Annotated in this window: 25 protein-coding genes; 16 read left to right on the forward strand and 9 right to left on the reverse strand. The window is 69.0% G+C overall.

The features are described 5' to 3' along the window. Nucleotides 1–5: 5 nt before the first annotated feature. From ACP26O_RS28325 to ACP26O_RS28335, 3 genes are all read left to right on the forward strand, one after another. A complete protein-coding gene (locus ACP26O_RS28325; protein WP_175662794.1) occupies nt 6–881 on the forward strand; it encodes a PilZ domain-containing protein in 876 nt (291 codons plus the stop codon). Between the two features lie 281 nt (nt 882–1,162). Continuing rightward, entirely contained in the window at nt 1,163–1,492 is a 330-nt protein-coding gene (locus ACP26O_RS28330) for a DUF4148 domain-containing protein (RefSeq protein ID WP_011658781.1), read from the forward strand. Between the two features lie 269 nt (nt 1,493–1,761). Next, a complete protein-coding gene (locus ACP26O_RS28335) occupies nt 1,762–2,166 on the forward strand; it encodes a lysozyme inhibitor LprI family protein (protein ID WP_175659264.1) in 405 nt (134 codons plus the stop codon). A gap of 71 nt (nt 2,167–2,237) precedes the next feature. Here ACP26O_RS28335 and ACP26O_RS28340 read toward each other — a convergent pair whose 3' ends face one another. Continuing rightward, entirely contained in the window at nt 2,238–2,885 is a 648-nt protein-coding gene (locus ACP26O_RS28340; protein WP_006755659.1) for a response regulator, read from the reverse strand. Further along, entirely contained in the window at nt 2,882–4,993 is a 2,112-nt protein-coding gene (locus ACP26O_RS28345; RefSeq protein ID WP_175662793.1) for a PAS domain-containing sensor histidine kinase, read from the reverse strand. The genes ACP26O_RS28340 and ACP26O_RS28345 overlap by 4 nt, the downstream gene beginning before the upstream one ends. A gap of 321 nt (nt 4,994–5,314) precedes the next feature. Here ACP26O_RS28345 and ACP26O_RS28350 point away from each other — a divergent pair, with 321 nt between their 5' ends. The 4 genes from ACP26O_RS28350 (at nt 5,315) to ACP26O_RS28365 (ending at nt 9,146) form a co-directional block, all read left to right on the forward strand. Further along, the gene (locus tag ACP26O_RS28350; RefSeq protein WP_011658784.1) at nt 5,315–5,788 is read left to right on the forward strand and encodes a universal stress protein; all 474 of its coding nucleotides are present in this window, start codon (nt 5,315–5,317) and stop codon (nt 5,786–5,788) included. A gap of 374 nt (nt 5,789–6,162) precedes the next feature. Further along, the gene (locus ACP26O_RS28355) at nt 6,163–6,669 is read left to right on the forward strand and encodes a cupin domain-containing protein (RefSeq protein ID WP_175662792.1); all 507 of its coding nucleotides are present in this window, start codon (nt 6,163–6,165) and stop codon (nt 6,667–6,669) included. 166 nt (nt 6,670–6,835) lie between these two features. Then, nucleotides 6,836–7,864 (forward strand): DedA family protein/thiosulfate sulfurtransferase GlpE, encoded by a 1,029-nt coding sequence (locus tag ACP26O_RS28360; protein ID WP_126225383.1) that lies wholly within the window; start codon nt 6,836–6,838, stop codon nt 7,862–7,864. 346 nt (nt 7,865–8,210) lie between these two features. After that, entirely contained in the window at nt 8,211–9,146 is a 936-nt protein-coding gene (locus ACP26O_RS28365) for a universal stress protein (protein ID WP_011658794.1), read from the forward strand. A gap of 532 nt (nt 9,147–9,678) precedes the next feature. On the opposite strand, the gene ACP26O_RS28370 is transcribed toward ACP26O_RS28365, so the two are convergent. Both ACP26O_RS28370 and ACP26O_RS28375 read right to left on the reverse strand, forming a co-directional pair. Further along, entirely contained in the window at nt 9,679–10,089 is a 411-nt protein-coding gene (locus tag ACP26O_RS28370) for a hypothetical protein (protein ID WP_175662791.1), read from the reverse strand. Between the two features lie 313 nt (nt 10,090–10,402). Next, nucleotides 10,403–10,582 carry a hypothetical protein gene (locus tag ACP26O_RS28375; protein ID WP_105831027.1) on the reverse strand — a complete coding sequence of 60 codons (180 nt, stop codon included), beginning with the start codon at nt 10,580–10,582 and terminating at the stop codon, nt 10,403–10,405. 98 nt (nt 10,583–10,680) lie between these two features. On the opposite strand from ACP26O_RS28375, the gene ACP26O_RS28380 reads away from it, so the two are divergent. After that, entirely contained in the window at nt 10,681–10,938 is a 258-nt protein-coding gene (locus ACP26O_RS28380; RefSeq protein WP_011658797.1) for a DUF3562 domain-containing protein, read from the forward strand. 243 nt (nt 10,939–11,181) lie between these two features. Continuing rightward, entirely contained in the window at nt 11,182–12,981 is a 1,800-nt protein-coding gene (locus ACP26O_RS28385) for a methyl-accepting chemotaxis protein (protein WP_175662790.1), read from the forward strand. 42 nt (nt 12,982–13,023) lie between these two features. Here ACP26O_RS28385 and ACP26O_RS28390 read toward each other — a convergent pair whose 3' ends face one another. Next, nucleotides 13,024–14,061, reverse strand: a complete 1,038-nt coding sequence (locus tag ACP26O_RS28390) for a sigma-54 interaction domain-containing protein (RefSeq protein WP_426356349.1) — start codon at nt 14,059–14,061, stop codon at nt 13,024–13,026. Between the two features lie 373 nt (nt 14,062–14,434). Between ACP26O_RS28390 and ACP26O_RS28395 the strand changes: the two genes are divergently transcribed. Then, nucleotides 14,435–16,429, forward strand: coding sequence for a hybrid sensor histidine kinase/response regulator (locus ACP26O_RS28395; protein ID WP_175662788.1), 1,995 nt, complete (start codon nt 14,435–14,437; stop codon nt 16,427–16,429). A gap of 125 nt (nt 16,430–16,554) precedes the next feature. Next, nucleotides 16,555–17,199 (forward strand): DUF4142 domain-containing protein, encoded by a 645-nt coding sequence (locus ACP26O_RS28400; protein ID WP_175662787.1) that lies wholly within the window; start codon nt 16,555–16,557, stop codon nt 17,197–17,199. Between the two features lie 28 nt (nt 17,200–17,227). Here the strand turns inward: ACP26O_RS28400 and ACP26O_RS28405 are convergent, their stop codons facing one another. From ACP26O_RS28405 to ACP26O_RS28415, 3 genes are all read right to left on the reverse strand, one after another. Continuing rightward, a complete protein-coding gene (locus tag ACP26O_RS28405; RefSeq protein ID WP_011658803.1) occupies nt 17,228–17,725 on the reverse strand; it encodes a PRC-barrel domain-containing protein in 498 nt (165 codons plus the stop codon). A 67-nt stretch (nt 17,726–17,792) separates the two neighbouring features. Further along, nucleotides 17,793–18,224 (reverse strand): CBS domain-containing protein, encoded by a 432-nt coding sequence (locus tag ACP26O_RS28410; RefSeq protein WP_006750985.1) that lies wholly within the window; start codon nt 18,222–18,224, stop codon nt 17,793–17,795. Nucleotides 18,225–18,567: 343 nt separating this feature from the next. After that, nucleotides 18,568–18,816, reverse strand: coding sequence for a hypothetical protein (locus tag ACP26O_RS28415; RefSeq protein ID WP_175662786.1), 249 nt, complete (start codon nt 18,814–18,816; stop codon nt 18,568–18,570). Nucleotides 18,817–19,387: 571 nt separating this feature from the next. Here ACP26O_RS28415 and ACP26O_RS28420 point away from each other — a divergent pair. The 4 genes from ACP26O_RS28420 (at nt 19,388) to ACP26O_RS28435 (ending at nt 24,882) form a co-directional block, all read left to right on the forward strand. Beyond that, the gene (locus tag ACP26O_RS28420) at nt 19,388–19,699 is read left to right on the forward strand and encodes a hypothetical protein (protein WP_006750981.1); all 312 of its coding nucleotides are present in this window, start codon (nt 19,388–19,390) and stop codon (nt 19,697–19,699) included. A gap of 207 nt (nt 19,700–19,906) precedes the next feature. Continuing rightward, nucleotides 19,907–20,785 (forward strand): MipA/OmpV family protein, encoded by an 879-nt coding sequence (locus ACP26O_RS28425; RefSeq protein WP_011658806.1) that lies wholly within the window; start codon nt 19,907–19,909, stop codon nt 20,783–20,785. Between the two features lie 105 nt (nt 20,786–20,890). Beyond that, nucleotides 20,891–22,585 (forward strand): VRR-NUC domain-containing protein, encoded by a 1,695-nt coding sequence (locus tag ACP26O_RS28430; RefSeq protein WP_175662785.1) that lies wholly within the window; start codon nt 20,891–20,893, stop codon nt 22,583–22,585. After that, nucleotides 22,582–24,882, forward strand: a complete 2,301-nt coding sequence (locus tag ACP26O_RS28435; RefSeq protein ID WP_175662784.1) for an ATP-dependent DNA helicase — start codon at nt 22,582–22,584, stop codon at nt 24,880–24,882. Before ACP26O_RS28430 ends, ACP26O_RS28435 begins: the two co-directional genes overlap by 4 nt. A 42-nt stretch (nt 24,883–24,924) precedes the next feature. On the opposite strand, the gene ACP26O_RS28440 is transcribed toward ACP26O_RS28435, so the two are convergent. Then, nucleotides 24,925–25,695, reverse strand: coding sequence for an IclR family transcriptional regulator domain-containing protein (locus ACP26O_RS28440; RefSeq protein WP_006759962.1), 771 nt, complete (start codon nt 25,693–25,695; stop codon nt 24,925–24,927). 260 nt (nt 25,696–25,955) lie between these two features. Here ACP26O_RS28440 and ACP26O_RS28445 point away from each other — a divergent pair, with 260 nt between their 5' ends. Further along, nucleotides 25,956–26,564 (forward strand): hypothetical protein, encoded by a 609-nt coding sequence (locus ACP26O_RS28445; RefSeq protein ID WP_105831037.1) that lies wholly within the window; start codon nt 25,956–25,958, stop codon nt 26,562–26,564. The last annotated feature ends 49 nt before the right edge of the window (nt 26,565–26,613 follow it).

The following is a 26,613-nucleotide window of genomic DNA, read 5'->3' on the forward strand; positions in this document are numbered from 1 at the left end:
TTCCGATGCCGCTCATCACCGATTACGTCGCGCTCGCGCGCGATGACGTCGCCGCCGGCGTCCCGCTCGGCTTCGATCTCTACGACGCGGGCGGCGCCGCGCTGCTGCCCGCCGGCGCCACGCTGCGCGATCCCGCGCAGCATGACTTCCTGTTCGATCACTTCCGGCCCGTTCGCAGGCGCGTTGACGCCGGACCCGCTACGTCCGACGGCGACACCGTGCCGGCGGCCGCGCCCATGGGACTGTCGGCCGGCGCCGCGATCGGCATCCGGCGGCGCGTCGGTGCGGCCCGCGTGCTGCAACGCTGCCGGTTGATCGGGGTCGGCGCATCGGGCGTGCTGTTCGTCGAACCGCGGCCGTCGGCCGTGTTCGATTTCGCCCGCGGCGACGACGTCGAGGCGGTCGCGATCGGCCGCTCGGCGGTGTCGCGCTTCGGGGCGACGGTCGAGGCGGTGCAGACCGTAGGCGGCGCGCCGTTCATGGTGCTGTCGCCGCCGGGCTTCGTCGACCGGTTGCGCACGCGCGTCGAGCCGCGCGTGCCGGTACGGATCGCGGCCTGCTGCACCGGCGGGGCGGCACAGGCCGACGGCATCGGCATCGTTCACGATCTGAGCCTGAACGGATTGTCGATCGCAGTCGACCGGCCGCTCGCCGCCACCGGCGAGGCGTTGCGCGTGCAGTTGCCGTACATGGACGGCGATCGTATCGCGCTGCTGGCGCTCGACGCCACGGTGCGCGCGGTGCACGCGGAGCCCGCGACGCCGGGCTGGACGCTTCATCACGCTGCGTTCAGCGAAATCGCCGCGGCCGACCGCATCCGCCTGAAGGCGTTGCTGTTCGACCTGTCGGTGGAAAGCGTGGAGGCAGATCAGGTCCGCTGACGGGCGGCCGCCGCTTCACATCATCGGGCGGCGTCGTTCATGGCCCGGGTGGATCGACGGGCCCCGGCGCGCCACAGCACGCCCCCGGTTTAATTGGGTGCGGATGTGACGTTAATCCTCTGATGATTCGACCGAATGCGAGGAAATTGTACGGAATTCGGTCAACAGTGAATTCGCGATTTAAGTATTTACCCTGATAGCCGAGCCGCCTAGACTTTCACTCATGCGCAACGACTACCGAGTCCGAAGCGCCTGACAAAACAATCTGGAGGTAACGCATCATGAAATCGCTGATCAAGGCAGTTGCACTGGCCGCACTGGTGGCCGCACCGATCGTGTCGTTCGCCCAATCGAACCAGCAGCCGCTGACGCGCGCGCAAGTGCGTGCCGAGCTGGTCCAGCTCGAGAAGGCCGGCTACAACCCGAACGACTGGATGAACTATCCGGAAAACATCCAGGCCGCACAGGCAAAGATCGCAGCAGCCCAGAACACCGGCGCGCAGGCTGACGCAACGGGCTACGGCTCGAACCCGGTCGCGACGTCGCAGTCGGGCCAACGCGTGACGGTGCCGGCCGCGGCCGACCGTTCGTCGGTGTACTTCGGTCACTAAGCCATTCGCGCTGCGGCCTCCGGGCCGCCGGCGACGCCGTATCGAAAGGCCCGCACTCGTGTCGAGTGCGGGCTTTTTTGCGTCCGCGGCACGCGTGGCGCCGGCTGACAATCCGCCGCGCGTGCGCTAGCATCGCGGTCGGCATCGCCACGCCACGGCAGCCGTGGCGGATGGCGTGGCGCCGGCTTGTCCGCGATGCCGCGCGCCGAGGCGCGGCGGCAAGCCCGGCACGAGGTTCCACCAATCAACGAAAACAAACAGGAGCATCCATGCGTGTCTTGACCGGTCTGCTATGCGCGCTCGCGCTGACGGCGAACCTTGCCCATGCGCAGGCGAATTGTGCGGAAACGACGGATCAGGCGGCGATGACGGCGTGTGCCGATCGCGCGTACAAGAAATCCGACGCGGAGCTGAATCGCACTTACCAGGCGGTCACCGCGCGCCTGCGCGATGCGAAGCCGCTCGCCGAGAAACTCGTGAATGGGCAGCGCGCGTGGATCGCCTACCGCGATGCCGAATGCAACTTCTCCAGCGCGAACGCCGAAGGCGGCAGCGCGTATTCGATGGTCGTGTCGACCTGCCTCGACGATCTGACCAAGATCCGCAACGAGACGCTGAAGGGGTATCTGTCCTGCGAGGAAGGCGATCTCGCGTGCCCGGTGCCGGCGAAGTAAAAGCTGCGCGGCGTCCCGCCGGCCCGCACGGCCCGCGGCCGCCGCAAGCCCGTGATTAGCGTGAACAGGCGCTAGACGTCGTCCGTTTCGTCGAGCAGCTTGTGGCGCATCGCATAGCGGACCAGCGCCGCTTCGTGCGGCATCTGCATCTTTTCCAGGATCCGGGTCTTGTAGGTGCTGACCGTCTTCGCGCTCACGCACAGCGCCTGCGCGATCTCGGTCAGCGTCTGTCCGGCGGCGATCCGGCGGAACACGTCGAACTCGCGATCGGACAACCGCTGGTGCGGCAGCGTCTCGGCCGGCTCGTTCAGGCTCTGCGCGAACTGCTCGGCCATCGCGAGGCTCACGTAGACGCCGCCCGACGCAACCTTGGTCACCGCGCCGACCAGTTCGGCGCTCGCGCTTTCCTTGGTCAGATAACCCGATGCACCGGCGCGGAACGCGCGCACCGCGTATTGCTGTTCCGCGTGCATGGTCAGCACGAGCACGCGCAGCGCGGGCTTCTCGTCCTTGATCTGCTTGATCAGCTCGACGCCGTTGCGGCCCGGCATCGACAGGTCGAGCACCAGCACCTGCGCGGGCGTCGAGCGAACCAGCGCGATCGTCGACGGGCCGTCGCACGCTTCGCCGGCCACCTCGAATCCGGTGGCGTTCTGGAGGATGTGCCGCAGACCGTCGCGCACGAGCGTATGGTCGTCGGCGATGAGCACCTTGATCATGTGAGGGTGGTTTCCTGTTGAACTGTGCCGAGCGGGAAGGCGACGGTGATCGAGAAGCCGCGCGCGAGCGCGGTGTCGATCGTCACGTTGCCGCCCAGCATGTGTGCGCGTTCGCGAATGCCGATCAGCCCGAACGATTTGTCCTCGTGGGCGCTGCCGCCCGGTGCCGCGCCGCGGCCGTTGTCCGCGACCCGCAGTACGCAGAAGCCTTCCTCGATGTCGAGCCGCAGCGCGACGCGTGTCGCGTCCGCGTGGCGCGCGACGTTCGTCAGCGCTTCCTGGACGATCCGGAACAGCGTGGTCGCCCCCGCGCTGGTGAACGTGAGCCCGCCCGTTTCGATGTGGCGTTCGACGTCGATGCCGTAGCGGTTCGTGAAGTCGTTCGCCAGCCACTCGATCGCGGGCACGAGGCCGAGATCGTCGAGCATCACCGGACGCAGATCGGCTGCGATGCGCCGCACCGACGCGACGGTTGCGTCGATTAGACGGCGCATCCCTTGCAGGTGCGACAGCGCGTCGTCGTTGGGTTGCGCACGGCCCGGCGCGCGCAGTTGCTGCTCGATTACCGACAGGTCCATCTTCAGCGCGGTCAGTTGCTGGCCGAGATCGTCGTGCAGTTCGCGCGCGATGCGGGTCTTTTCCTCTTCGCGTACGTTCTGCAGGTTCGCCGACAGTTCGCGCAGTTCCTCGCGCGACTGCTTCAGCGCGTTCTCGGCGCGCTGCCGCTCGGTGATGTCGCGCAGCATTACCGTATAGAGCTTGCCCGACGCATCGCGGATCTGCGAAATCGACGCCTCGATCGGGAATTCCTCGCCGTTGCCGCGCAGCCCGAACAGCACGCGCTGGCGGCCCATTTGGCGCTCGGACACACCGGTCACGCCGAACTGGTCGACGTGCTTCGCATGCGCGGCGCGAAACCGCTCGGGGATGAAGCGCGACAACGGCGCGCCGATCGCTTCCATCGCCGACACGCCGAATACCTGTTCGGCCATCGGATTGAAGATCACCACCGTCTGCTTCTCGTCGATCGTGATGATCGCTTCCATCGACGAGCGGATGATGCCCATCATCCGCGCCTCGTTGAGGATGCCGCGGCTGCTGGCGCCGGTATCGGCCGTCCCGGCGCGGCCGCGCAGCAGTGCATGGATCAGTGCCGCGAACGCGAACGACGCGATCAGCCCCGCGGCGAGCACCGTGCCCGCCGCGCGCTGCGCGCCGGTCGCGCTCGGGCGGCCGTCCGCGGAATAGGCGAGCGTCAGCACGGTGCCGCCGAAATTTAGCTGGTCGGTGCGGCGCATCAGGTCGGGCGACGTGGAGGCTTCGTCGGTCGTCGTCTCCGCGCTCGCGATCGGATGCGGATCGTCGCCGGCGCTCATCCGCAGGTCGAGCCCGCGTTCCGCGTCGAGCGCGCGCTCCACCACGCGATTCGGGCTGAGTTCCGCGAACAGCACGCCGCCGGCACCCGTGTCATGGGCGCCGGCTGGCGTGACGGGCGTGCGCGATGAAGGCGTCGCCGGCACGAACAGCATCAGGATGCGGGTATCGCGGGACGTATCGTCGTCGGCCGGGTGGATGCCGAGCGCGACATTGCCGGTGCGCAGCGCGCGTGCCAGCGGCGCCTGATCCGGTGCGCCGAAGCGCGCGCCGGCCGCGCTCGACAGCGGCGCGCTGAGCGTCGCGACCGCGAACGGGCCGGCCGGCGGCGGCGCGTCGCCGGCGAGCGCGCTGCGTGTCGCGGGCGACAGCGGCGCATAGCCGAGCTGCCGGACCGGCGAACGGCCGCTATCGAGCTCGAGCGTGTCGGCATACCGGCGCCATTGCTCGGGTGTCATCTGCGGCGCGAGCAGGAACGCGCCGCGCGCGCTTTCGAGCACGGCGGCGCCGGTCTGCAACTCGTGGCGCAGCATCGCCGTCACGTGCGACGTGCGGCGTTCGAAGCGCGTATGCACGACGCCTTGCCACTGCTCGCGCACCAGCAGCGCGACGCCGAGCGACAGCGCCGCGCCGGCGAACAGTGCAGCGACGCCAGCGACGAGCGGCTGGCGTAACATGGTCGGGAGGCGCGTGGGCCCTCGGGCGTCACGCGACGGGGTGCCACTGGCGGTCATTCGATTGGCCATTCTGGTGTCGGGGCCGCCCGTGGCGCTCGGGCGGTGCGGCAAAACCGGCGAAAACTCGCACCGGCCGCGTGCGAACGTTTGATTTGAAGCTGAAATTGTGCGCGTTTTATTGGTTTTTTGTAATAGGGTCAGCTAAAAACGTGCTAGTCGGGCGTGCGGCGGGCGTTCCGGCGGCGATTGACGCGCGTCAACGGACGCGTCGGCATGTGGGGGCAGACTGTTCGGCAGACGAGCCGGCATCGGGCCGGCTCGCGGTGACGGGCGTGTCGTGGCGCGATGCGCGGCGCGTGCCCGGTCGGAGGGCGGACCATGTACAAGCGGATTTTCGTCGGGCTCGACGGCGGCCCAAGCGCGCGTCTCGCGCTGAACGAGGCGATCCGGATCGCGCTGGCATCCGGCGGCGAGGTGACGTGCGCGTATGTCGTCGAGCATCGGCCGCAGCTCGTCGACGTCGATGCGGGTTTTGCGGCCGAACGCGACCGCGACGCGGCGGCAACCGCCGCGGCGACGCCGGTGCTCGACGACGCACGAGCGGTGCTTGCGCAGCAGCATGTGCCGGGCACCGTGCGCGCGCTCGATGCGTACGGCGAGGACGTCGCCGCGGTGCTGATGCGCACGGCGGCCGAGGTCGGTGCCGATCTGATCGTGATGGGGACGAGCGGGCGGCACGGATTGCGCCGGCTGCTGCTCGGCAGTGTCGCGGAATCGCTGCTGCGCTCGGCCGACCGGCCGGTGCTGCTGGTGCGGCACGACGAGCCGGCCGCGGTGGCAACGGCGCGATGACTGTGGTGCGGAGCTGAGGCGTTCATGTGCTCATGCGCTCAGGCGCGAGCGGCAGAGGGCGGCCGGGCGGATGGCGGCGTGACGGCGTGACCGCGTTGTCGGTCGCGCGTCCGGTACATCGGTCAGCGGGCCGTGCCTGCGCGGCCATGCAGGGGCGTGATCGCGTCGCCCCGGTTGCGTCGTGACCGGCACTTCTGGCAGCATCGACCGGTGTCCGCTTCATCGTCGCGCGGGTTTCGCGCGCGATCCCGTCGCCGCGTGCATGGCCGCGGCGATCGACGCAGCGGCACGCGACGGTGCGGGAGATTGCATGTGCGATCGGCCCGCGCGGTGCGTCGCGTGCCCGGTTTCCTACCTTACCGACGTCATCCGCCATGCCGATTTCCGCCGCCGACCTGATTCACCAGTTCGATCTTCAGCCGCATCCCGAGGGCGGCTATTTCCGGGAAACCTACCGCGCGACCGATACCGTCGTGCGTCCTGCCGACGGCGCGCCGCGCGCGGCGTCGACCGCGATCTACTACCTGTTGTGCGACGGCGCGTATTCGTCGTGGCATCGGATCCGTTCCGACGAGGTCTGGCATTTCTACGCGGGCGATCCGCTCGAAGTATGGGTGCTCGACGAGCACGACGGCCTGACGATCCATCGACTCGGCAACCCGCTCACGCATCCGGGCACCGTGTTCCAGGCCGTCGTGCCGGCCGGACGCTGGTTCGGCGCGCGCTGCGCGTCGCCGGAGCACGTCGCGCTCGTCGGCTGCACGGTCGCGCCGGGGTTCGAGTTCGCGGAATTCGAGCTCGCGGATGCGACCGCACTGGCCGCCGCGTTTCCCGAGTACGCGGAATACGTCGCGGGGCTCGCGCAGCGCCCCGACGCGTGAGCGTGCCCGCTGCCGCCGACGACAGCCGTTGCGCGCGGCCCCGGCCAAACCCGTTTAGAATGCAACGTGGTGCAGGATCGGCCGCGGACCTGCCGCGGCGGTCGCTGCCAGCCGTATCGACGGCCGCCTCCGTCGCACGGTCCGCATGTCTTCCAGGAGCGCCGCCGTGTGGCACTTTCCCATTGCAATTCCCTCGTCGCTCGGCCCGTGGGCCGTGTTCGCGAGCGTACTCATCACGCAGCTCGGCGTGCCGGTGCCGGCTGTGCCGATGCTGATTCTCGGCGGTACGATGGCGGCGATGGGGCAGGCGTCCTGGACGAGCATGTTCGTGGCGGCGATCGGTGCGACGATGCTTGCCGATTCGCTGTGGTTCTTCATGGGCCGCACGCGCGGGCGGCGCTTGCTGAACGGGCTTGTGCGCTTCTCGCTGTCGCTCGACACGACGCTGCGCTTCGCGCGTAATGTATTCGAAAGATACGGCGCGCCGCTCCTCGTCATCTCCAAATTCCTGCCTGGCCTCGGCCTCGTGTCGGCGCCGCTGCTCGGCACGACCGCGATCGGTGTCGGCGTGTTCCTGTTCTGGGATCTGGCCGGCGCGTCGTTGTGGGCCGCGGTCTGGCTCGTCGGCGGCGCGGCCGTGCATGACCAGATCGTCCAGTTCGTGCTGTGGGTGCGCGCGAGCGGCGGCACGATCCTCGACGCGTTTCTCGCGATCTTCATCACGTTCGTGCTGTACCGCTGGGTGCGCCGCGTGCAATTCCGCCGCTACCTCGCACAGTTGCGCATCTCGCCGCCGCAGCTCGTCGAGATGATGACGTCGAACGAACCGCCGCTGATCTTCGATGCGCGGCCGCGCGCGATTCGCGAACGGGAGCCGTACCGGATCGCCGGTGCGCTACCGGTCGATCTCGATTCGCCGGACCTGCTCGATCCGGAGCTGCTGAAGCGCCCGATCGTCGTGTATTGCGTGTGCCCGAACGAGGCGACCGCGAAGCGTCTGATCGCAAAGATGCAGCGCAAGAAGATGCTCCACAACATCAGGGCGCTGAAGGGCGGGCTTGATGCGTGGGAGAAGCACGGTTACCCGGTCGAGCCGATGCCGGCCGATGCCGATGCGTCGCGGTATTTCGTGCGGCCGGCCCACGCCGCGCCGCTCGAGGGCGAATATACGGTGCGGGCGACGCTGTCGAAGTGAATCGTGCGCGCAATGCCGCGCACGTTCCGATTCCGCCGCCGGTTTAGCGCTTCTCGTTCGCGCGAAACTCGGTTGGCGCGAAACCTCTGATCCCGTAAGCGAACCGGCGAAAATCCGCCGCGCCGCGCGCCGAACATGCGCACGCGGCGCATTTCGGCCCCGCACGCCCATTGATCCCGATCATGCACGCCCCGGCAGGACGTCATATCCTGTCGGAATTGCTTGTCCGCGCTTCGCGTGGCCATCCACCGATCCCGCGCCACGCCGGCCTTCCGCCCGCCGCGTGCCGCTGCCGCGCGAAGCTTCGGTCGTCGTTCGCGACGACGCGTCCACAGAGGCCTTCGCCATGCAAACCACCCCGACCATCCCGCCGCTCGCGCGCATCGCGCTGGCCGTCGATCTGACGCCCGAGTCGCTGTCCGCCGCGCGCTATACCCGAACGCTGCTGCGTCCCGGCATGCAGGTGCGCATCGTCTGCGCGATCGACAATCCGCGCCTCGTGCTGCCCGACATCCCGCGCGTCGACGCGCTGCTGACATCGGCGCGCGAGGAAATGATGCACGAAGCGCAGGCGACACTCGAACGCACCGCCGCACTGTTCGCCGGCAGCGGCGTGGCCGTCGAGCAGGTGATCCTCGATACGTCGGTCACGGGCGGTACGGTTGCGGATGCACTCGCGAACGAGACGTCGGGTTGGCATGCCGACGTGCTCGTGGTCGGCGCGAATCCGCACCACGGGCTGCTGCGGCTCGTCGAAGGCGCGATGTCCGACACGCTGGCCGCACGCGCACGCTGCGCGCTGCTGATCGTGCCGGCCGACTATGCGCGGCCGGCGGACGGCCCGCTGCAGCGCCTGATGTTCGCGGTCGATGGCAGCGAGCCGTCGCTGCACGCGGTGCGCGTCGGGCTCGGCTTCGCGGCGCCGACGACGCTGCTGTACGCGGCCTATGTCGTCGATCGCGCGGTGCGTCTGACGGATCTCGTGCCGGTGCGCGCGCTCGAGGACGCCTATCGCGCGGAAGGCGAGGATGCGCTGGCCCGGATCGGCCCGCTGTTCCATGCGGCGGGGAACCCGGCCAAGCGCGGCATCGTCGAAACCCGTCCGACCAGCGACGACGTCGCCCATGCGCTGATGCGCGACGCGGTGCACTGGCATGCGGAACTGCTGGTAGTCGGCACGCACGGCCGGCGCGGCATTGCCGCCTGGCTGATCGGCAGCGTCGCGCGCCGGGTCGCGCATCTCGCGCAGGTGCCGGTGCTGCTCGTGCGCGGCGACGCGTGAAGACCGCAGGGCGATGCAGGTGAAGCGGGCTTTCGTTGACCTGCATCAGAAACGTCGTGCGCCGCGCGTGAGACAGTGACACGACGTCCGGCGGGGCGGACCGGCTGTCGTCCGTACGTGACGTTGCGATTCGACGCGTCGAGTGCGAACCGCGCGAACGCACGCCGAACGCACGCATGTCCGAGATCGTTGCGATCAACCGATTTCCGGAGCCGTGCCGCGCATCGCGTGGCGCGTGAGCCGATCAAGAACTCTCCGGCACGAGGGTAGGCAGCCGACGGCTGCCTTGGAACGACGGACGGGGTGTATGTCACCCCGTCCGCTTCCTGGCCCCGTGCAGACTACTTTCCTCGCAGGTATTGTCTTAATCGATGTCGCCGGATGAATCGGCGCGTGGTGGTACGCGATCGCGCGACGGCGGAGCGGCGCGAATGACGGCAAAGCGAGGCGCGCAGCGCTCGCGGCCGGATTGGGTGGCGCGGTCGTCGCAGCCATCGCGCGGCCCCGTGCCGCGCCTGCTGCGTTCAGGCTTTCATATGTAGCGCATCGTTCGCTGGTCGCGCCCGCGGCGGGTGATGCGGCATACGCAGGCGCCGCGACGCACGCCATGCGGATGTCCTCGTCCGCCCGGTGTGCGATTGCGCAACCGCGGCCAGCCGGGTCGCCCCTTGCGGCGCGGCTCCGCGACGGCAACGGCCGGTGTGTCGGCGTCGGCCCGCGCGCGCAGCGCAGCGGCGAACCGCTGCAGCGCGAGCACCGACCCCGCGACACTCTGGTATTTTTCGCGTCCGATCTGCCCGTCGAGCATCACGAGCAAGCCCGCTTCGCGCGCGATCGCGAGCAACGCGTCGAGATCGTCGGGCGGCTGGATACCGGCCCGCGCGGCGGGCGCGGACGGCGTGCGCCGCCGTCCGTCCCGGGCCGGGAAATTGCGATGTCCCATGATTGGTCTCCTGCGCCGGACCCCGCATGCCGACTCAACGGCCGGCTGAGCGATGACCGGATATGAACGTATCGTTCATGACATCAGTATCCGTCACCGATACCGCGCTGCCAATCGGCGCGCGCTGAACTCGTTGTCAGACATTACGTGCGGCGTATCGGAATCCGCTGACAAACGGCACCGGCGTTCGACCGCCGCGGCGCGACGCGCGGCCCGCGGCACGCCATGTGCGCGCGGCGATGCGGTGCATAAAAACAGACGAATCGCGCCGGCGCGCTTTGCTTGACGCGGGATTTCGACCGGTCTAAGTTGCTCATTGCATCGGCGTCGCGCGACGGTTCCATCGTCCGCGCGAACGGCGGTGCCGCGCCTCGGGGTGGCGTGGCAATCCTTCCAGTCGTTCGCGGGCCATGCGCACCGCGAATCCCGCGCGCGGGCCGATCCGGCAATCGATCGGCGCGGCGGCACGCAAGGTGTCGTTGATCGCGCGCAAACACGCTTCGGCGCATCGTACGCCGGGCGGCCGTTCAGTCCTTAATCTTCCGGTAGCGTCTTTTTTCCTTTCGTTCCTCGACCGTCAGGAGCCCGTCGATGTCACAACAGGACACCATGCTTGAAGCCTTGAAAGCCGTCGCCGAACAGCGCGAGATCGGCGACGACCAGTTGCGCACGATGCTCGACGACGAAGTGCGTGCTTTGTCGTCCGATGCCCGCGTGCACGACTACATCCACGTGTTCGCGATTCGTCACCTGCGCGAACGGATGCGCAGACAGGACGACCTCGAGCGCGACACCTCGTCCGGTACGCAGCACAAGGAGCCGGACACGCGTGCCGATCGCCGTCTGTGACGGACGCTCGCCGCGATCAACGTCACTGGTGCACTCGGGCCGCGGCCGGCGTTCGACCGGTACGCTCGCCATCTCGCAGCGCAAACCGCCGCCCGCGCGCCTACAACGCGCTTACGCGCCGGCAGCGCCTTTCTCCACATGTTTCATTGAATTGCCGCAACGGCCTCAAGTAAGTGGCGCGGATGCCGTTTACCCGGTGAATCCGTCCACCGGGCGGTCCCGCTTCCTTACCGAGTCGTTGCCATGTTTTCGTCCATCCGGACCCGTATTCTTGCCGCGTGCGTCGCCATCGTCGTCTTCGCGCTCGTCGCCACCACGCTCATCAACTATTTCATCGCGCGCTCGTACAACGAAGACGCGATCGACCGCAACCTGACCTCCGTCGCGAGCGGCCATGTGGTCGGCATCGGCGACTGGGTCGCGACCAGGAGCCGGATGATCGCGTCGCTGCAGGACGCCGCGCTGTCGCCGGATCCGCTGCCTGTGTTCAAGCAGATGGCCGCGGCCGGCAGCTTCACGAACGTGTACGCGGGCTACCCGGACAAGGTGTTCCATTTCTCCGACCCGACCGGCATCCCGCCCGACTACGATCCGACCGGCCGCCCGTGGTACAAGCAGGCCGCGCAGGCCGGCAAGCCGGTCGTCACGCCGCCTTACGTCGACGCGGGCACCGGCAACCTGGTCGTCACGTTCGCGGTGCCGATCCTGCGCGACGGCGCGCTGAAGGGCGTCGTCGCGGCCGACGTCGCGATGGACAGCGTGATCGCGAACGTGAAGTCGATCCACCCGACGCCCGCGAGCTTCGGGATGCTGATCGACAGCAACGGCCACGTCGTCGCGCATCCCGACGCGAAGCTCACGCTGAAGCCGGTGGCCGACGTGTCGCCCGACCTCGGCGGCATGAGCGCCGCGTCGCTGGCCGCGGCCACCGCGCCGGTCGAAGTGCACGTCGGCGGCGACGCGAAGCTCGCGCGCGCACAGGCCGTGCCGGGCACCGACTGGTATGCGCTGGTGCTGCTCGACAAGTCAGAAGCGACGGCCGGGATGCGCTCGCTGCTGACCGCGTCGCTGGTCACGCTGGTCGTGATCGTCGGCGTCGCGTCGCTGATCATCGGCGCGATCACCACGACCGCATTCCGCCGCCTGTCGCAGGTGCGTCAGGCGATGGCGTCGATCGGCTCGGGCACGGGCGACCTGACGCAGCGCCTGCCGGCCGAAGGCCGCGACGAAGTGGCCGATATCGCGCGCTCGTTCAACAGCTTCGTCGACAAGTTGCACGACGTGATGCGGCAGATCCGCGACGCGAGCGAATCGGTGCGCACGGCCGCGAACGAAATCGCTGCGGGCAACCAGGACCTGTCGTCGCGCACCGAATCGGCGGCGGCGAGCCTCGAGGAAACGGCCGCGTCGATGGAAGAGATCACCGCGACGGTCGGTCAGTCGGCGGCGGCGGCCGGCCAGGCCGACGAACGCGCGGCCGCGGCCTCGCGGATCGCGTCGCACGGCGGCGTGGTCGTGTCGGACGTGGTGGCGACGATGGGGAAGATCGAGGAAGCGTCGGGCCGGATCGGCGCCATCATCGGCGTGATCGACGGCATCGCGTTCCAGACCAACATCCTCGCGCTGAACGCGGCCGTGGAAGCGGCGCGCGCCGGCGAGCAGGGCCGCGGTTTCGCGGTCGTCGCGCAGGAAGTGCGCAGCCTCGCGCAACGCAGCGCGCAAGCCGCACGCGAGGTGAAGGTGCTGGTCGAGTCGACGGTGGCGAGCGTGTCGGCCGGGTCGGGGCAGGTGCGCCAGGCCGGCGACACGATGCGCGAGATCGTGTCGAACGTCGCCAACGTGACGACGATCATCTCCGAGATCACGCACGCAGCGAACGAGCAGACGCGCGGCATCCAGGAAGTGAATCGCGCGGTCACGCAGCTCGACGAAATGGTGCAGCAGAACGCGGCGCTCGTCGAACAGTCGACCGCGGCCGCGACCGCGCTGCAGTCGCAGGCGAACGCGCTCGCGACGACGGTCGGGCAGTTCAAGGTCGCGTGACCCGCGCCGGGTGACGCAGATCGAGCCGCCGCGCGGCGACGCTCAGGCGGGGCCGCCGTCGCGCATCAGCGCGAGCCGGTTGTAGAGCGTCTTCAAGCTGATGCCGAGCGCTTTCGCCGCTTGCGGCTTGTTGCCGTCGAAGTGATCGAGCGTGGCCGCGATGAAGCGCTGCTGCGTATGCGCGAGCGTCGCGCCGAGCGGCAGCGCCATCGCGTCGTCCGACGTTTGGTCGGGCAGCAGCGTCGGCTTCGGCAGCGCGACGTCGATGCCGTCGTCGGCGAGGATGTACGCGCGCTCGATCGTGTTGTGCAGCTCGCGCACGTTGCCGGGCCATGAATACGCGCGCAGCGCGGCGATCGCGGCATCGGTCAGCTGCTTGTGCGAGCGGTGCCGCTCGTTCAGCCGTCGACGATCTCCAGCGCGATGCGCCTCGACATCGTCCTCGCGCTGCCGCAGCGCGGGCACGTGCAGCGCGATCGTCGCGAGCCGATAGAACAGATCCTCGCGCAGCCGGCCGTCCCGCACGGCATCGGCCGGGTTGTGGCGGGTGGCCGACACGATGCGCACGTCGAGCGGAATCGACTCGGTGCCGCCGACGCGCACGATCGTGTTCGATTCGAGCGCCCGCAGCAGCTTCACCTGCAGCGCCGCGGGCATTTCCGCGATCTCGTCGAGGAGCAGCGTGCCGCCGCACGCGGCTTCGAAGAACCCCTCGCGCTGCGCGATCGCGCCGGTGAAACTCCCTTTCTCGTGGCCGAACAATTGCGCTTCGGCGATGTCGGCCGGAATCGCACCGCAGTTGACGGGCACGAACGGCCCGTCTCGGCGCGCGCTCAGGTCGTGCAGCCGCCGCGCGACGATGTCCTTGCCGACCCCGCTTTCGCCGGCAATCATCACGCTCGCGCGGGTCGGCGCGATTTTCTCGATACGGTCGAGCAACGTGCGCATCACCGCGGAGCGGCCGGACAGCTGGCGTGCATCGGCGCGTTGCTTCGGACGGTTTGCGGTTTCAGCCATAGGCGTCAGCGAGCCGTTTTGAAAATCGGCATCGCCCGTTTCCCTCGTTGCAATATTTATCATCGACAGCGGAACGGACCAAAAGGTGCCCCGACATAGAAATTTCCAATGTCCGGCGCGATACCGGAAGAAATAGGCGATTGCAGCATCGCGATGCCGGTATGTGGACTCGCGCACGCCATTGGTGCCTTTTTACACCTGCTGAATGAAAAAGCGAAAGGCACTTGCAAGCGCGCGTTGGGCATGACCAAAGGCCGCACAAGGCCGAGCGCCACGACAGTGGGGCCTCACGTGGATTACGCGGTGATGGCGCGCCACCTCGCAATCGGGCATGCGTGTTGCTGCGCCAAGTAGCTCGCCCGGCACGCGTGACGGATGCCGACCGCCGAGTCAGCATGCCGTCGAGCGACGGTTGCCGGTGCGATGCAGGGAAACGATGAGGACCTTTACCCGTGAGCTGTTTCGGCAGGGCATATGGGTCGTGCTGGCCGTCGGGGTGGCGGCTGCGCTGCAGGCGTGGGCGATTCACGTCATCGGCATGCACGAACCGTTCGCGCCGCTGCCTTTCTACGCCGGTGTCGCGGCTGCAGCCTGGCTGACGTCGTTTGCCGGCGGCGTGGCCGCGAGCGCGGTGAGCCTCGCCGTGATCGGCGCCTTGTGGTGGCGCAATGCGCCGCTGCCCGATCTCCTCTCCCAGGCCGGTGCGTTCGTCGCGATCAGCTTCGTCGAGTGCGTGCTCGTGATGGCCGTCAAGCCGCTGCTCGCCAGCGACCGCCTGCGCGGCGCCGAGGATGCGGAAGAGGACGGCGCACGCTCGCCGCGTCGCGAACCTCAACCTGGAACCCTCGCGCGCTCGGTCGACGACACAGTACTGCGCCGCGTGGTCGATGCATCGCCCGACGCGATCGTCGGCGTCGATGTCGCGCGGCGCATCACGAGCTGGAACCCGGCCGCGCGGCGCCTCTTCGGCATCGACGCGGTGGCGGCGATCGGGCACGACGTCACGATGCTGATCGCGCCGCGCTGGCTGCGGTTGCATCCGGTGCCCGCATCGTTCGCGGACGCGGGCGCGCCGGCCGGCCCGCTCGACATTCTGTGCCTGCGCCGCGACGGCAGCCGCTTTCGGGCGACCTTCACGGCGTCGCCGATCGTCGACGCGCAAGGCAATTGCACCGGCCTGTCGATGACGCTGCGCGAGGCGCGCGAACGCCGCCGCTGCGAGCAGCGCGATCTGCGCATGTTGCGCGGCGCGCGAGACGCGCGCGTGCAGGCCGACGAGTCGAACCGGATGAAGGACGAACTGCTGGCCACCGTGTCGCATGAACTCCGCACGCCGCTGAATGTGATCTACGGCTGGGTCGAGGTGCTGCGCAGCGGCGAGGGGCAGGGCTTCGCGCATCAGGCGATCGACGCGATCGATCGCAGCGCGCGCTCGCTGTCGCGGATGGTCGGCGACCTGCTCGACGCGTCATCGCTCGCGACGGGCCGGGTGCGGCTCGAACGCACGCCGGTCGACCTCGTGCGCATCGTGCAGGAGGCCGTGCGCGAAATCGGCGAGACGGCGGAGGCGAACGGCCTCGAGCTGTCGACCGAATGCGCGATGCCCAGCTGCGTGATTGCCGCGGACGCCGAGCGCCTGCGCCAGTTGCTGTCGAACCTGTTGTCGAATGCGATCAAGTTCACGCCGCCGGGCGGGCGCATCAAGGTGTCGTTGAACCCGGCCGGCGCGCGCGTGCGGCTGTCGGTCGCCGATACGGGGCAAGGTATTTCCGCGGAACGCCTGCCGCATCTGTTCGATACGTTCAGCCGGCCGGAAGGCGCGCCCGCGTTGCCGAAACGCGGCCTCGGGCTCGGCCTGTCGATCGTGCGCAACATCGCGCGGCTGCACGGCGGCGAGGTCGCGGCGGCGAGCGAAGGCGCAGGGCGCGGCACGACCGTGACCGTCATGCTGCCGGCGGACCTGGGTGCCGACGATACGACGACCGGCCATCCGGTACGGCCGAGCGGAGCGTCGACGGCGGTCGCGCTCGACGGCCGGCGCGTGCTGGTGGTCGACGACGACGCGACGTCGCGCGCCAGCCTCGCGGCCGCGCTCGAAACGCTGGGCGCGGAGGTGTCGACCGCGCAATCGGGACACGACGCGCTCGACGTGGTCGCGCAGCAGCACCCGAGCGTCGTGCTGTCCGATCTCGCGATGCCGGACGGCGACGGCTTCTGGCTGCTCGACCACATTCGCGACTTGCCGGACGGCGGCGGGCGCCTGCCGGTCGTCGCGGTGACCGCGCATGCGGGCACGGCGGACCGCAGCCGCGTGATGGCCGCCGGCTTCGACGCGTATCTGTGCAAGCCGGTCGACGTTCCGACGCTGGCCAGCGTGATCGTCGACGTATCACCCGCCGACGCGACGGGCGGCACCGGGCGGCGCCACTGAGCGCATCGAGGGTGCATCGAGCGACGGTGCGTGGACCGATTTCTTCATTTCCGCGCATCGTCCCGCATGACGGATGGGCCACAGCGTTCGGCGAGGCCGATCCGTCGACGAATCCGGAGGTCCGGATGAACGTGAACGACAGTAACCCACACCGAGGCGTCGTGCTTGGCGCCACCGCGTGCATGCTGGTATCGGCGATGCTCGCGGTGCTCGGCCCGCCGGCATTGACGCCGGTGCATGCGCAGGCACCGCCGGCATCGTCCATTCATGTCGCGCCGGGCGTCGTTCGTCCGGGCGAGACCCCCGACGAAGCGGAGATGACGCGGCGGCCGAGCGGCATCGATGCCGAATTCGTCGACAAGGCCGGCATCATCGGCAAGACGGCATCACAAGCGAGCGAACTCGCGCTCGATCGGTCGTCGAATCCGCACGTGAAGGCCTTCGCGCGGCGGATGATCGACGATCACGACCATATGGCTACGCAGCTGCGCCGCCTCGGCGCGCAAAAGGGCGTGCCCGTGCAGGCGCGCATGGTCGTCGATCCGGAGGTGACGGCGCTGCGAACCAAGAACGGTCACGCATTCGACAAGAGTTATGTCGCGCTGGTGGGGCCGAACGCGCACGAGGCGGCGATCAAGCTGTACGAAGCCGAAGCGCGCAACGGGCGCGACCCGCAGATTCGCGCGTTCGCGGCCGGCTCGCTGCCGACGCTGAAGGCGCACCTGAACGCCGCGCGCCAGCTCGAGAATTCGATCGCGGCCGCGCACTGATCCGCGCGGCCAACCCGTAGCGCGTCGCTCAGTGCCGCGTGCCGCTTTCCGGGCCGCCCGGCGACGCCTCGTAAGGCGGCGCGTCGAGCGGCGTTTCGCCTTCCTCGATCAGCCAGTACGGCGACGCACCGTAGTACGTGTGCAGCGCCTCGGCCCAGATCGAATCGGCCATCGTCGGCCAGTGGTCCTTGTCGAAGCCGGGGGCTTCGCGCACGCGCTCGGTCGACACGGCCAGCACGAAGCAGTGCCGCTCGGCATCGAGCGTCAGCACATTCCACGGCACCGCCAGCAGCTTGCCGCCGATCCCGAGAAAGCCGCCCGACGACACGACCGCGTAGGCGATCCGCCCGGAGCGGACGTCGAGCATGATGTTCGTGACCTTGCCGATGTCGTCGCCGTCGATCGTCAGGACGTGATCGCCTTCCAGCGTGCCGGCGGCCATCACGTCCGGCCCCGGCCCCCCGGCCGAACGGCCGCTGTCGCCGACGATGCGCGCATGCGTGGGCGAAGGTCTATCCGTTGTCATCGCTTTTCTCCTGGTCGAAGCGGCGCGGCGCAGTGGCTCGCAGCCGCGCAGGGAAGGGCCGGCCGCGTTAGCGGCGGCGCGGCAGGGATACGTCCTCGAGCGTGTTCGCCAGCTCGTCGCGGGCCGGGCCGCCCGCGCGCGTCGCGATGTCGCCCAGCGACACGATGCCGACGATCTGGTGCTTCGCATCGAGCACCGGCATCCGGTGCAATTGCAGGTCGGCCATCCGTTGCTGGACATCGCCGACGCCGTCGTCCTCGACACACCACTGCACGGGCCCGGAGGCGACGGCCTTCACGGGCGTGTCGGGCGAATGCCCGTGCGACAGTGCCCGCACCGCGAGGTCGCGGTCCGTCACGACCGCGACGAGCTCGTTGCCGTCGCAGACCGGCAGCACGCCGATGTCGAAGCGCTGCATCAATTGGGCTGCATGGCGAATCGTGTCGGTCGGCGCGACGCACACTACGTCGCGCGACATGATCTCGTTGACGCGATACATGAACGCCTCCTTCGTGAGCGAGACGAACCGGAAGCAGAACGCGTGCCGCGTTCAATCGGCACCCGTGCGGGCAGCGCGCCCGGGCCACGGAGAAATTTGCCAGCCAGCTTGTACATCTTCCACGACGATGGCCGCGGCCGGCGCGCAACCGATGATCAGTGGCCGACCCCCGTCATCACGACGATGGCGAGCACCACTGCGCTCTCGATCGCGGCCAGTGCCGCGACGCCCGCGGCGCCGCTGACTTCGTTCCATGCACGTTCGATGCGGTTCATCACTTCACTCCGGTTATGCCGGCTCCGGGCTACGCTGTCGCGCAGGGTGGGGGGCCGGGGTGCCGCCGTCAGCCGTGATCGCGGGGCGGTGGTGGGGCGTCGGGCGCGCGACGTTCGCGCGGGCCGGACGGCTTCGCGGGGTCGATACGGGTCGCGCCGCCGACGGCGGGCGGATCGCTGGCCGGGAAACTCTCCTCGAGCCCTTCGTCGATGCGCTTCTCCGTCTTGTCATTGGACGGCTTGCGCGACGCGGCGAGCAAGACTATGCCGGCAGCCGGGGACACGGCATCGGGGCGGCCGGGGGCATGAGCGGTCATGATCGAACCTCCTTACACGTAACGAAAAGCGCAAGCGCCGTACCCGTGCGGGTTGGGGCGGCATGACGCTCGCGGCTCATTGAGCCGGCCGGAGTGGTAGACACATCGGCCGCTTGCCGCTGGTCGAACCACCGTCCACGGGGGGCGGCGAGCGCGCGGCGGCGGGAAGCTGGTCGCACGGTGCGCGGCGTGAGATCCGTTCGCGCTCGCGGTGAAGCTCGCCGCCGAAGGGCGCATCGTGTCGCTGGTGATTGGAGCTTACGCCGGATGACGCCGCGCGTGTCGGCAACGATGTGCGGGCACGCTGCTTGCGTACGGTCGCCGCGCCAATCGACACGCGCGAGCCGCCGCGCAGGAGTGACATGAACACGCCATCCATGCTGCACCGCCCCGAACCGACACCCGACGTCGATCCTGACCCGACGCGGCCCGAGCACGACGATCCGGTCGATCCGCCCGTGCCCCTGGGGCCGCCGCATGGCGATCCGCCGTCGCAGCCGCCACCGATGCGGATGCCGGACGGACGCAGCGTAACGCGGCCGGCCGCGCGATTACTGAAAGGAGGACCATCATGGACATTCACGTGCAATCGCCGGACAAGCGCGCGATCGCCCAGGTGCTGGGCCGCTATTTCGAGTCGCGCTCGTTGCGCTATCACATCGAGGAGTTGCCGGGCGGCGTGCTGCATATCGGTTTTCGCGCCAGCGGCCGCCCGGTCGCCGTCACCGTGTCGTTCGACGATTCCGCCTACGACACCTACACGCACTGGGACGCGAGCCAGAAGCAGCTCGCGCTCGGGCGGCTCGCCGATGGGTTCTCGCGCATGATGTCCAAGCGCAGCCCGGCCGCGCTCGCCGGCGACTACCACGTCGAGCGTTTCTGATTCCGCAACCATCCGCCTGCTCGTGCCGCAAACCGGCAAAGTGCCCGTGCTCAACGGGCGCTTTGCGGGTTCGCTGCGGCTCGCGTAGGATGTTCGTTAATTCAGCGCACGCTACGTTCGCGCTGTCGGCTGCCTGCCCTGGCAGCTGGACAAGCGCGACGCGCTTTCCTGCAGGTTCGTTTCGCGCAACCGACGGAGACCGCCTTGATGACCGTTGCTCGCCCGTTGTTGTCACCCGCCACCCGCCGGTTCGTGTCCGGCCTGTCGGCTTTCGCCGCGCTCGCGGCCGCCGGCGCCCGCGACGCGTCGGCCCAGACACCATCGCCGCTGGGCGAATGGCAATACTCGGCGGGGGTGCCGCTGCAGAAACTGTTCAATCCGACCGTTCCCACATGGCAGGTCAGCGTGGGCGCCGCGATGACGCTGCAGCCGCGCTACGCGGGTTCCGACCGCTACCGCGTGATGGGCGGCCCGAATTTCGATGTGCGCTATCGGGACCTGTTCTTCCTGTCGACGGGCGACGGGCTCGGCGCGAACGTTCTGCGCGGGCCGAACTGGCGCGTGAGCCTGTCGGTCGGCTATGACCTCGGGCGCCGCTCGGCCGACGATCTCGACCACCTGAACGGGCTCGACAACATCAACGCGGCGCCGGTGATGAAGCTCGCGGCCGATTACGTGATCTCGAAGGAGTTCCCGCTCGTGCTGCGCGCGGATGTCCGGCGCAGTATCGGCGGCTCGAACGGCTGGGTCGGCGATTTCTCCGCGTACATGCCGATGCCGGGCAGCAACGAGCACTTTTTCTGGTTCGCCGGCCCGACCGTGTCGTTCGCCGATTCGCGCTACATGAACGGCTGGTTCGGCGTGAATCAGGGGGCGTCCGCGCGTTCGGGGCTGCGGACCTATTCGCCGGGTGCGGGGATGAAGTCGTTCGGCGCCGGCATGACGATGGTCTGGTTCGTCAACAAGCACTGGTTCGTCACGGTGGACGGCGCGATCGAGCAGCTCGTGGGCCGCGCAAGGCGCAGCCCGATCACGCAGCAGTCGACGAACGGCGTGTTCGACATGTCGGTGAATTACCAGTTCTGACCGGATGGGCGTCGGCCGGACGGCCGGGCGGCGCATCGGCGTGCGGCATTTGTCGTCACATTTGATATGATTGGTACCTGTACAAACGTACAGTGATCGATCCCCGTGACGCCTGCATCGCCGACGCCTCCGGCGTTTTACTACCTGAACAATTTCGAACGCGCGCTGGCCTGGCTCGGCGAGCGTTACGACGACCTCCTCGACGCGCACGAACACGCGTTTCTCCGGCAGTTCGCGCAACTGCCGAAAGCGTCGCGCGCGTTGCTCGTGCGGATGCTGATGCGCACCGGCTCCGACTTCCGGGCGAGCAAGCTCGTGTACGACGAAATCGGCAGCACGCTCGACGCAGCCGCGCCGCTCGTCGCACTCGGCTGGATCGATCCGGCGCCCGCGCTCACGCTCGACGAGCTGTTCGCGCTGTCGACCAAGGCCGATCTGCTGAAGACGTTCCCGTCGCTCGCCGCGCATGCGGGCGAGCGCAAGCCCGACTGGCTCGAACGGCTGCGGCTCGTGCACGACGTCGCGCAGCCGCTCGACGCGTGGTGCGCGCAGGCCGACGATTGCGTGCTGCGCGTGACGGTCGGCGCGCTGTGCGACCGGCTGCGGCTGATGTTCTTCGGCAATCTTCATCAGGACTGGAGCGAATTCGTGCTCGCCGATCTCGGCGTGTTCCAGTACGAGAGCGTGCCGTTCGCGCCGTCGTCGCGAGCGTTCCAGCAGCGCGCCGACGTCGATGCGTATCTCGCGCTGCAGGCCTGCCGCGAAGCCCTCGACGCATGGCCGGAAGACTTCCCCTTCGACGACCTGCTGCACGCGATCGACGCGATCGGCTGCGCGCAGCCGTGGCTCGCGACCCGCCGCTCGAAGCTGCTGTTCTCGCTCGGCCAAGCGTGCGAGCGGCGCGCCGACTGGGACGCCGCGCTCGACGCGTATGCGCGCAGCGCGTGGCCGGGCAGCCGGCATCGGCGCATCCGCGTGCTCGAGCGCTGCGGACGCGATGACGACGCACTCGCGCTGGCGCTCGACGCGCGCGGCGGTTTCGAAAGCGACGAGGAACGCCAGCGCGTCGAGCGGATGCTGCCGCGCCTGCAGCGGCGTCTCGGGCAGCGGGTCGAACGCGCGGGCCGCGCGCACGACGTGCCGCGCGAAACGCTCGTGCTCGCGCGTCCGGAAGCGTTCGTCAGCGTCGAATTCGCGGTGCGCGACCATCTTGCGCAGCCCCACGCACCGGTTCATTACGTCGAGAACACGCTGATCAATTCGCTGTTCGGGCTGCTGTGCTGGGAGCCCGTGTTCGCGGCCGTGCCCGGCGCGTTCTTTCACCCGTTCCAGCGCGGCCCGGCCGATCTGCACGCGCCCGATTTCGCGGTGCGCCGCACGGACGCGTTCGCCGCCTGTTTCGCGCAGCTCGACTCGGGCGCGTACCGTGACACGATCCGCCGCCACCATGCGACGAAAGCGGGGCTGCAATCGCCGTTCGTGTTCTGGGGCGTGCTGACCGACGAGCTGCTCGACGACGCGCTGGCCTGCCTGCCGCCCGAGCACCTGCGGCTGTGGTTCACGCGCCTGCTCGCGGACATCCGCAGCAACCGTTCGGGGCTGCCCGACCTCGTGCGGTTCTGGCCCGGCGAGCGGCGCTACGAGCTGATCGAGGTGAAGGGCCCCGGCGACCGGCTGCAGGACAACCAGACGCGCTGGCTCGCGTACTGCGTCGCGCACGGGATTCCGGTGCGTGTCGTCGATGTCGAATGGGCGGGCGCCGACGTCGCGCAGGCCGAGGCGGCGGGGCTGTCCGCATGAGCTATGTCGTCGCCGTGCGGGCCATGTGCGAGTTCACCGCGCGACGCGGCGATCTCGACCTGCGCTTCACGCCCGCGCCGACCGCGCTCGAAGGCATCGCCGGTCATGGCGCCGTCACGTCGAAGCGCGGCGCGCGCTACGAAACCGAGATCGCGCTGACCGGCACCTGGGGCACGCTGACCGTGCGCGGACGCGCGGACGGTTACGATCCGGTCGCGAACCGGCTCGAGGAGATCAAGACCTACCGCGGCAGCCTCGATGCGATGCCGGCCAATCACCGCGCGCTGCACTGGGCACAGGCGAAGGTCTATGCGCACCTGATGTGCGACGCACGCGGCCTTACGGAAATCAACGTCGCGCTCGTGTATTTCGACATCGTGTCCGAGCGCGAGACCGTGCTGACGGAAACGCTGAGCGCCGACGTGCTCGCCGCGTTCTTTACCGAGCAGTGCGCGTGCTTCGTCGGCTGGGCCGAGCGCGAGACCGCGCATCGCGCGGCCCGCGATGCGGCGCTGCGTGGGCTGGCGTTTCCGCACGGGCAATTCCGCAGCGGTCAGCGCGAACTGGCGGTGTCCGTCTATCGGGCGGCGCGCGACGAACGCTGCCTGATGGCGCAGGCGCCGACCGGCATCGGCAAGACGCTCGGCACGGTCTTCCCGCTGCTGAAGGCATGCGGCGAGGGCGAGCTCGATCACGTGTTCTTCCTGACCGCGAAGACGCCCGGCCGCGCGCTCGCCCTGGAGGCGGCGACGACGCTCGGCGCCGGTACGCCGGCGCTGCCGCTGCGCGTGCTGGAGCTCGTCGCGCGCGACAAGGCATGCGAGCATCCGGACCGCGCGTGTCACGGCGAATCGTGTCCGCTCGCGCAAGGCTTCTACGACCGGCTGCCGGCCGCGCGCGACGCGGCGATCGGCGCCGGGCTGCTCGATCGCGCCACCGTGCGCGAGGCCGCGCTCGCGCACGACGTCTGTCCGTATTACCTGTCGCAGGAGCTGGCGCGCTGGTCGGACATGGTGATCGGCGACTACAACTACTACTACGACGGCAGCGCGATGCTGCACACGCTCGCGCAGCAGAACCAGTGGCGAGTCGGCGTGCTCGTCGACGAGGCGCACAACCTGCTCGATCGCGCTCGCAGGATGTACAGCGCGTCGCTCGACCCGTTCGCGTTCGCGGCCGCGCGCGAGGCGGCGCCGGCGGCGCTGCGCAAGGCGTTCGACCGGCTCGCGCGCGCATGGGGCACCGTCAATCGCGCACAGGCCGAGCGCTATGCGGCCTATCCGGAGATTCCGGGGCCGATCGTGTCGGCCGTGCAGAACCTCGTCGCGGCGATCGGCGAACACCTGACCGATGCGCCGCGCACGAACGACGACGCGCTGCTGCGGTTTCATTTCGAGGCGATCCAGTTCGGCGTGCTCGCCGACGCGTTCGACAGCGCGTCGATCTTCGACACGACGCTGCACGGCGAGCCGCTGCCGCGCCAGTCGGGGCTCGACGGCGTCGCGCCGGCCGGCCGCCAGCGCCGCATCCAGTCGACGCTGTGCGTGCGCAACGTGATTCCGGCCGCCTTTCTCGCGCCGCGCTACGAAGCCGCGCGCGCGACCGTGCTGTTTTCCGGCACGCTGAGCCCGTTTCATTTCTATCGCGACACGCTCGGGCTGCCGGCCGACACGGGGTGGCTCGACGTCGACGGGCCGTTTCGCGCCGAGCAACTGACCGTGCGCGTCGCGAGCCATGTGTCGACTCGATGGCGCGACCGCGACCGTTCGCTCGAGCCGATCGCGGACCTGATCGCCGCGCAGTATGCGACGCGGCCCGGCAACTACCTCGGTTTTCTCAGCAGCTTCGACTATCTCGGTCGCGTCGTCGCACTGATGCAGACGCGTCATCCGGATGTGCCCGTGTGGGCGCAGGCGCCCGGCATGGCCGAAAGCGAGCGCGACGCGTTTCTGGCGCGCTTCGACGCGGGCGGGCGCGGGGTCGGCTTCGCGGTGCTGGGCGGGGCGTTCTCGGAAGGTGTGGATCTCGTCGGCGAGCGGCTGATCGGCGCGTTCATCGCGACGCTCGGGCTTCCGCAGGTCAACGACGTCAACGAACAGATGCGGCGCGCGATGGAGGCGCGGTTCGGCAACGGCTACGACTACATGTATCTGTATCCGGGTTTGCAGAAGGTGGTGCAGGCGGCCGGGCGCGTGATCCGCACCGAGCACGACGAGGGCGTCGTGCACCTGATCGACGATCGTTACCGGCGGCGGGAGGTGCGCGATCTGCTGCCGCGATGGTGGCGGATCGGGTGACCGTCTCGGGGGCCGGAGCGCGTGCGCGCTTGCGCCGAACCCCTACAGCACGTTGAGCATCGCCAGCGCGGCTTCCTGCAGATGCGGCAGCACGCGCCGCACGGCCGCATCCGTCGATTCCGTGCCGATCGGCATGTTCGTGCTCAGCGCGGCGACGACTTCGCCGTGACGGTTCTTCAACGGCACCGCGATGCCGCGCACGCCGACCTGCAATTGCTGCTCGATGACCGCAAAGCCCGCGTCGCGCGCGTGGTCGACCTGTTCGAGCAGTCGTGCCTTGTTGGTGATCGTGTGCGGCGTGAACGGCGCGAGTTCGGCGTCGGCGAGCCACGCGCGGACGGCCTCCCGATCCGGATGATGCGCGAGCAGCACGACGCCGGGCGACGTCAGCGGCGCCGGCACGCGTGCGCCGAGCACGAAGCCGGTCGTCATCACGCGCGACACGCCGTTGCGGGCGATGAACACGAGTTCCCAGCCATCGAGCACGCTCACGTACGCCGATTCGTTCAGCGACGCGCTCAGTTGCTGCAGATAGGGCTGGACCGTGCGCGGCAGCCGCGCCGAATCGAAGTACGACCAGCCGACCCGCAGCACGCGCGGCGTGAGGCCGTACAGCTTGCCGTCGGTGTACACGTAGCCGAGCGATTCGAGCGTCAGTAGGTAGCGCCGCGCGGCCGTGCGCGTGAGCCCGGTGCGGGCGGCGGCCTGGGTGGGCGTCATCCGCGCGTGCTGGCTGTCGAATGCTTCCAGGATCGCCAGGCCTTTTTCGAGGCCGGCGATCCAGTCGCGTCGGTCGAGGTCGGTTTTTTTCATCGTGGGCAGCGACGTGTGCGTGCGCGGTGTTCGCGCAGGAATGGGCGATTATCGCGCAAATCGAACCGGCTGCGGGCGCGCCGCCGGGCGCACGGGGATCGAGCCTTGCATGATTGGATGCTGGACTCGCGGCCGGAGCGCGGGGAAATGAACGTCGACAACAACAGATTCGCGCGCCGTTTCATGCGCTGCGCCATATGGGTCGCGCGTACATGCTTGCAAAGCCGCGCTAGAATCGCCAGCCCGACTGGAACAGAACAATGAAAATTCGCGAATCCGCTTTGGCCGTGCTCGTCGCGACCATGCCGCTGCTTGCGGCGAATCCGTCGACCGGCGCGACACTCCCAAAGCCAACCGTCGACGTACGTGCATGGCCGCGCATGACGTCGCCGAAATTCGGCTGCTACGTCGAAACGGCGTTCGGCTACCGTGACAGGCGCTTCAATTGCACGCTGAAGAAGTACCGGAACACCGGCGACGCGTGCAAGAACACGAAGGTGTACTACGAAGGCCCTGCGTTTCCCGACCGGCTCGCGACCAGCGTGCATCCGCTCGCGACGAAGGTCGACCTGGACTGGGAGCATGGCGACCTGCAAATGGTCACCGTCACGCTGAAGGGGACGTGGAACGAAGTGGACGTGCGGAACGCGTTCGGGCTGCCGCGTGCTGAGGGGCGCAAGCTGACCGAAGCAGAGTTGCGGACGCAGCCGGACAACCTGATGGACACGAGCGTCCAGTATCCGTCGAGCCCGCTCGATGAAAGCCTGGCGAAGCGCCCGAGCAACCCCGCGCGCGGCACGACGGCCGTGATGCTCTACGGGTTCGACCACATGGGCGCCGGCGACGCCGCCTGCGGGGGCGGCGAGTAACGCGGGAGGGGCGGCCGGCGGTGCCTGCGACCGAATGCGGGATGCGGTA

The sequence above is a fragment of the Burkholderia sp. R-40 genome (assembly GCF_049942845.1).
Taxonomy (GTDB): Bacteria; Pseudomonadota; Gammaproteobacteria; order Burkholderiales; family Burkholderiaceae; genus Burkholderia; species Burkholderia ambifaria.

Coding starts and splice junctions, on each gene's coding strand:
- ACP26O_RS28325 (WP_175662794.1), top strand. CDS start 6: ATGCCGCTCATCACCGATTACGTCGCGCTCGCGCGCGATGACGTCGCC.
- ACP26O_RS28330 (WP_011658781.1), top strand. CDS start 1,163: ATGAAATCGCTGATCAAGGCAGTTGCACTGGCCGCACTGGTGGCCGCA.
- ACP26O_RS28335 (WP_175659264.1), top strand. CDS start 1,762: ATGCGTGTCTTGACCGGTCTGCTATGCGCGCTCGCGCTGACGGCGAAC.
- ACP26O_RS28340 (WP_006755659.1), bottom strand. CDS start 2,885: ATGATCAAGGTGCTCATCGCCGACGACCATACGCTCGTGCGCGACGGT.
- ACP26O_RS28345 (WP_175662793.1), bottom strand. CDS start 4,993: ATGACCGCCAGTGGCACCCCGTCGCGTGACGCCCGAGGGCCCACGCGC.
- ACP26O_RS28350 (WP_011658784.1), top strand. CDS start 5,315: ATGTACAAGCGGATTTTCGTCGGGCTCGACGGCGGCCCAAGCGCGCGT.
- ACP26O_RS28355 (WP_175662792.1), top strand. CDS start 6,163: ATGCCGATTTCCGCCGCCGACCTGATTCACCAGTTCGATCTTCAGCCG.
- ACP26O_RS28365 (WP_011658794.1), top strand. CDS start 8,211: ATGCAAACCACCCCGACCATCCCGCCGCTCGCGCGCATCGCGCTGGCC.
- ACP26O_RS28370 (WP_175662791.1), bottom strand. CDS start 10,089: ATGGGACATCGCAATTTCCCGGCCCGGGACGGACGGCGGCGCACGCCG.
- ACP26O_RS28380 (WP_011658797.1), top strand. CDS start 10,681: ATGTCACAACAGGACACCATGCTTGAAGCCTTGAAAGCCGTCGCCGAA.
- ACP26O_RS28385 (WP_175662790.1), top strand. CDS start 11,182: ATGTTTTCGTCCATCCGGACCCGTATTCTTGCCGCGTGCGTCGCCATC.
- ACP26O_RS28390 (WP_426356349.1), bottom strand. CDS start 14,061: ATGATAAATATTGCAACGAGGGAAACGGGCGATGCCGATTTTCAAAAC.
- ACP26O_RS28395 (WP_175662788.1), top strand. CDS start 14,435: ATGAGGACCTTTACCCGTGAGCTGTTTCGGCAGGGCATATGGGTCGTG.
- ACP26O_RS28400 (WP_175662787.1), top strand. CDS start 16,555: ATGAACGTGAACGACAGTAACCCACACCGAGGCGTCGTGCTTGGCGCC.
- ACP26O_RS28405 (WP_011658803.1), bottom strand. CDS start 17,725: ATGACAACGGATAGACCTTCGCCCACGCATGCGCGCATCGTCGGCGAC.
- ACP26O_RS28410 (WP_006750985.1), bottom strand. CDS start 18,224: ATGTATCGCGTCAACGAGATCATGTCGCGCGACGTAGTGTGCGTCGCG.
- ACP26O_RS28415 (WP_175662786.1), bottom strand. CDS start 18,816: ATGACCGCTCATGCCCCCGGCCGCCCCGATGCCGTGTCCCCGGCTGCC.
- ACP26O_RS28420 (WP_006750981.1), top strand. CDS start 19,388: ATGGACATTCACGTGCAATCGCCGGACAAGCGCGCGATCGCCCAGGTG.
- ACP26O_RS28425 (WP_011658806.1), top strand. CDS start 19,907: ATGACCGTTGCTCGCCCGTTGTTGTCACCCGCCACCCGCCGGTTCGTG.
- ACP26O_RS28435 (WP_175662784.1), top strand. CDS start 22,582: ATGAGCTATGTCGTCGCCGTGCGGGCCATGTGCGAGTTCACCGCGCGA.
- ACP26O_RS28440 (WP_006759962.1), bottom strand. CDS start 25,695: ATGAAAAAAACCGACCTCGACCGACGCGACTGGATCGCCGGCCTCGAA.
- ACP26O_RS28445 (WP_105831037.1), top strand. CDS start 25,956: ATGAAAATTCGCGAATCCGCTTTGGCCGTGCTCGTCGCGACCATGCCG.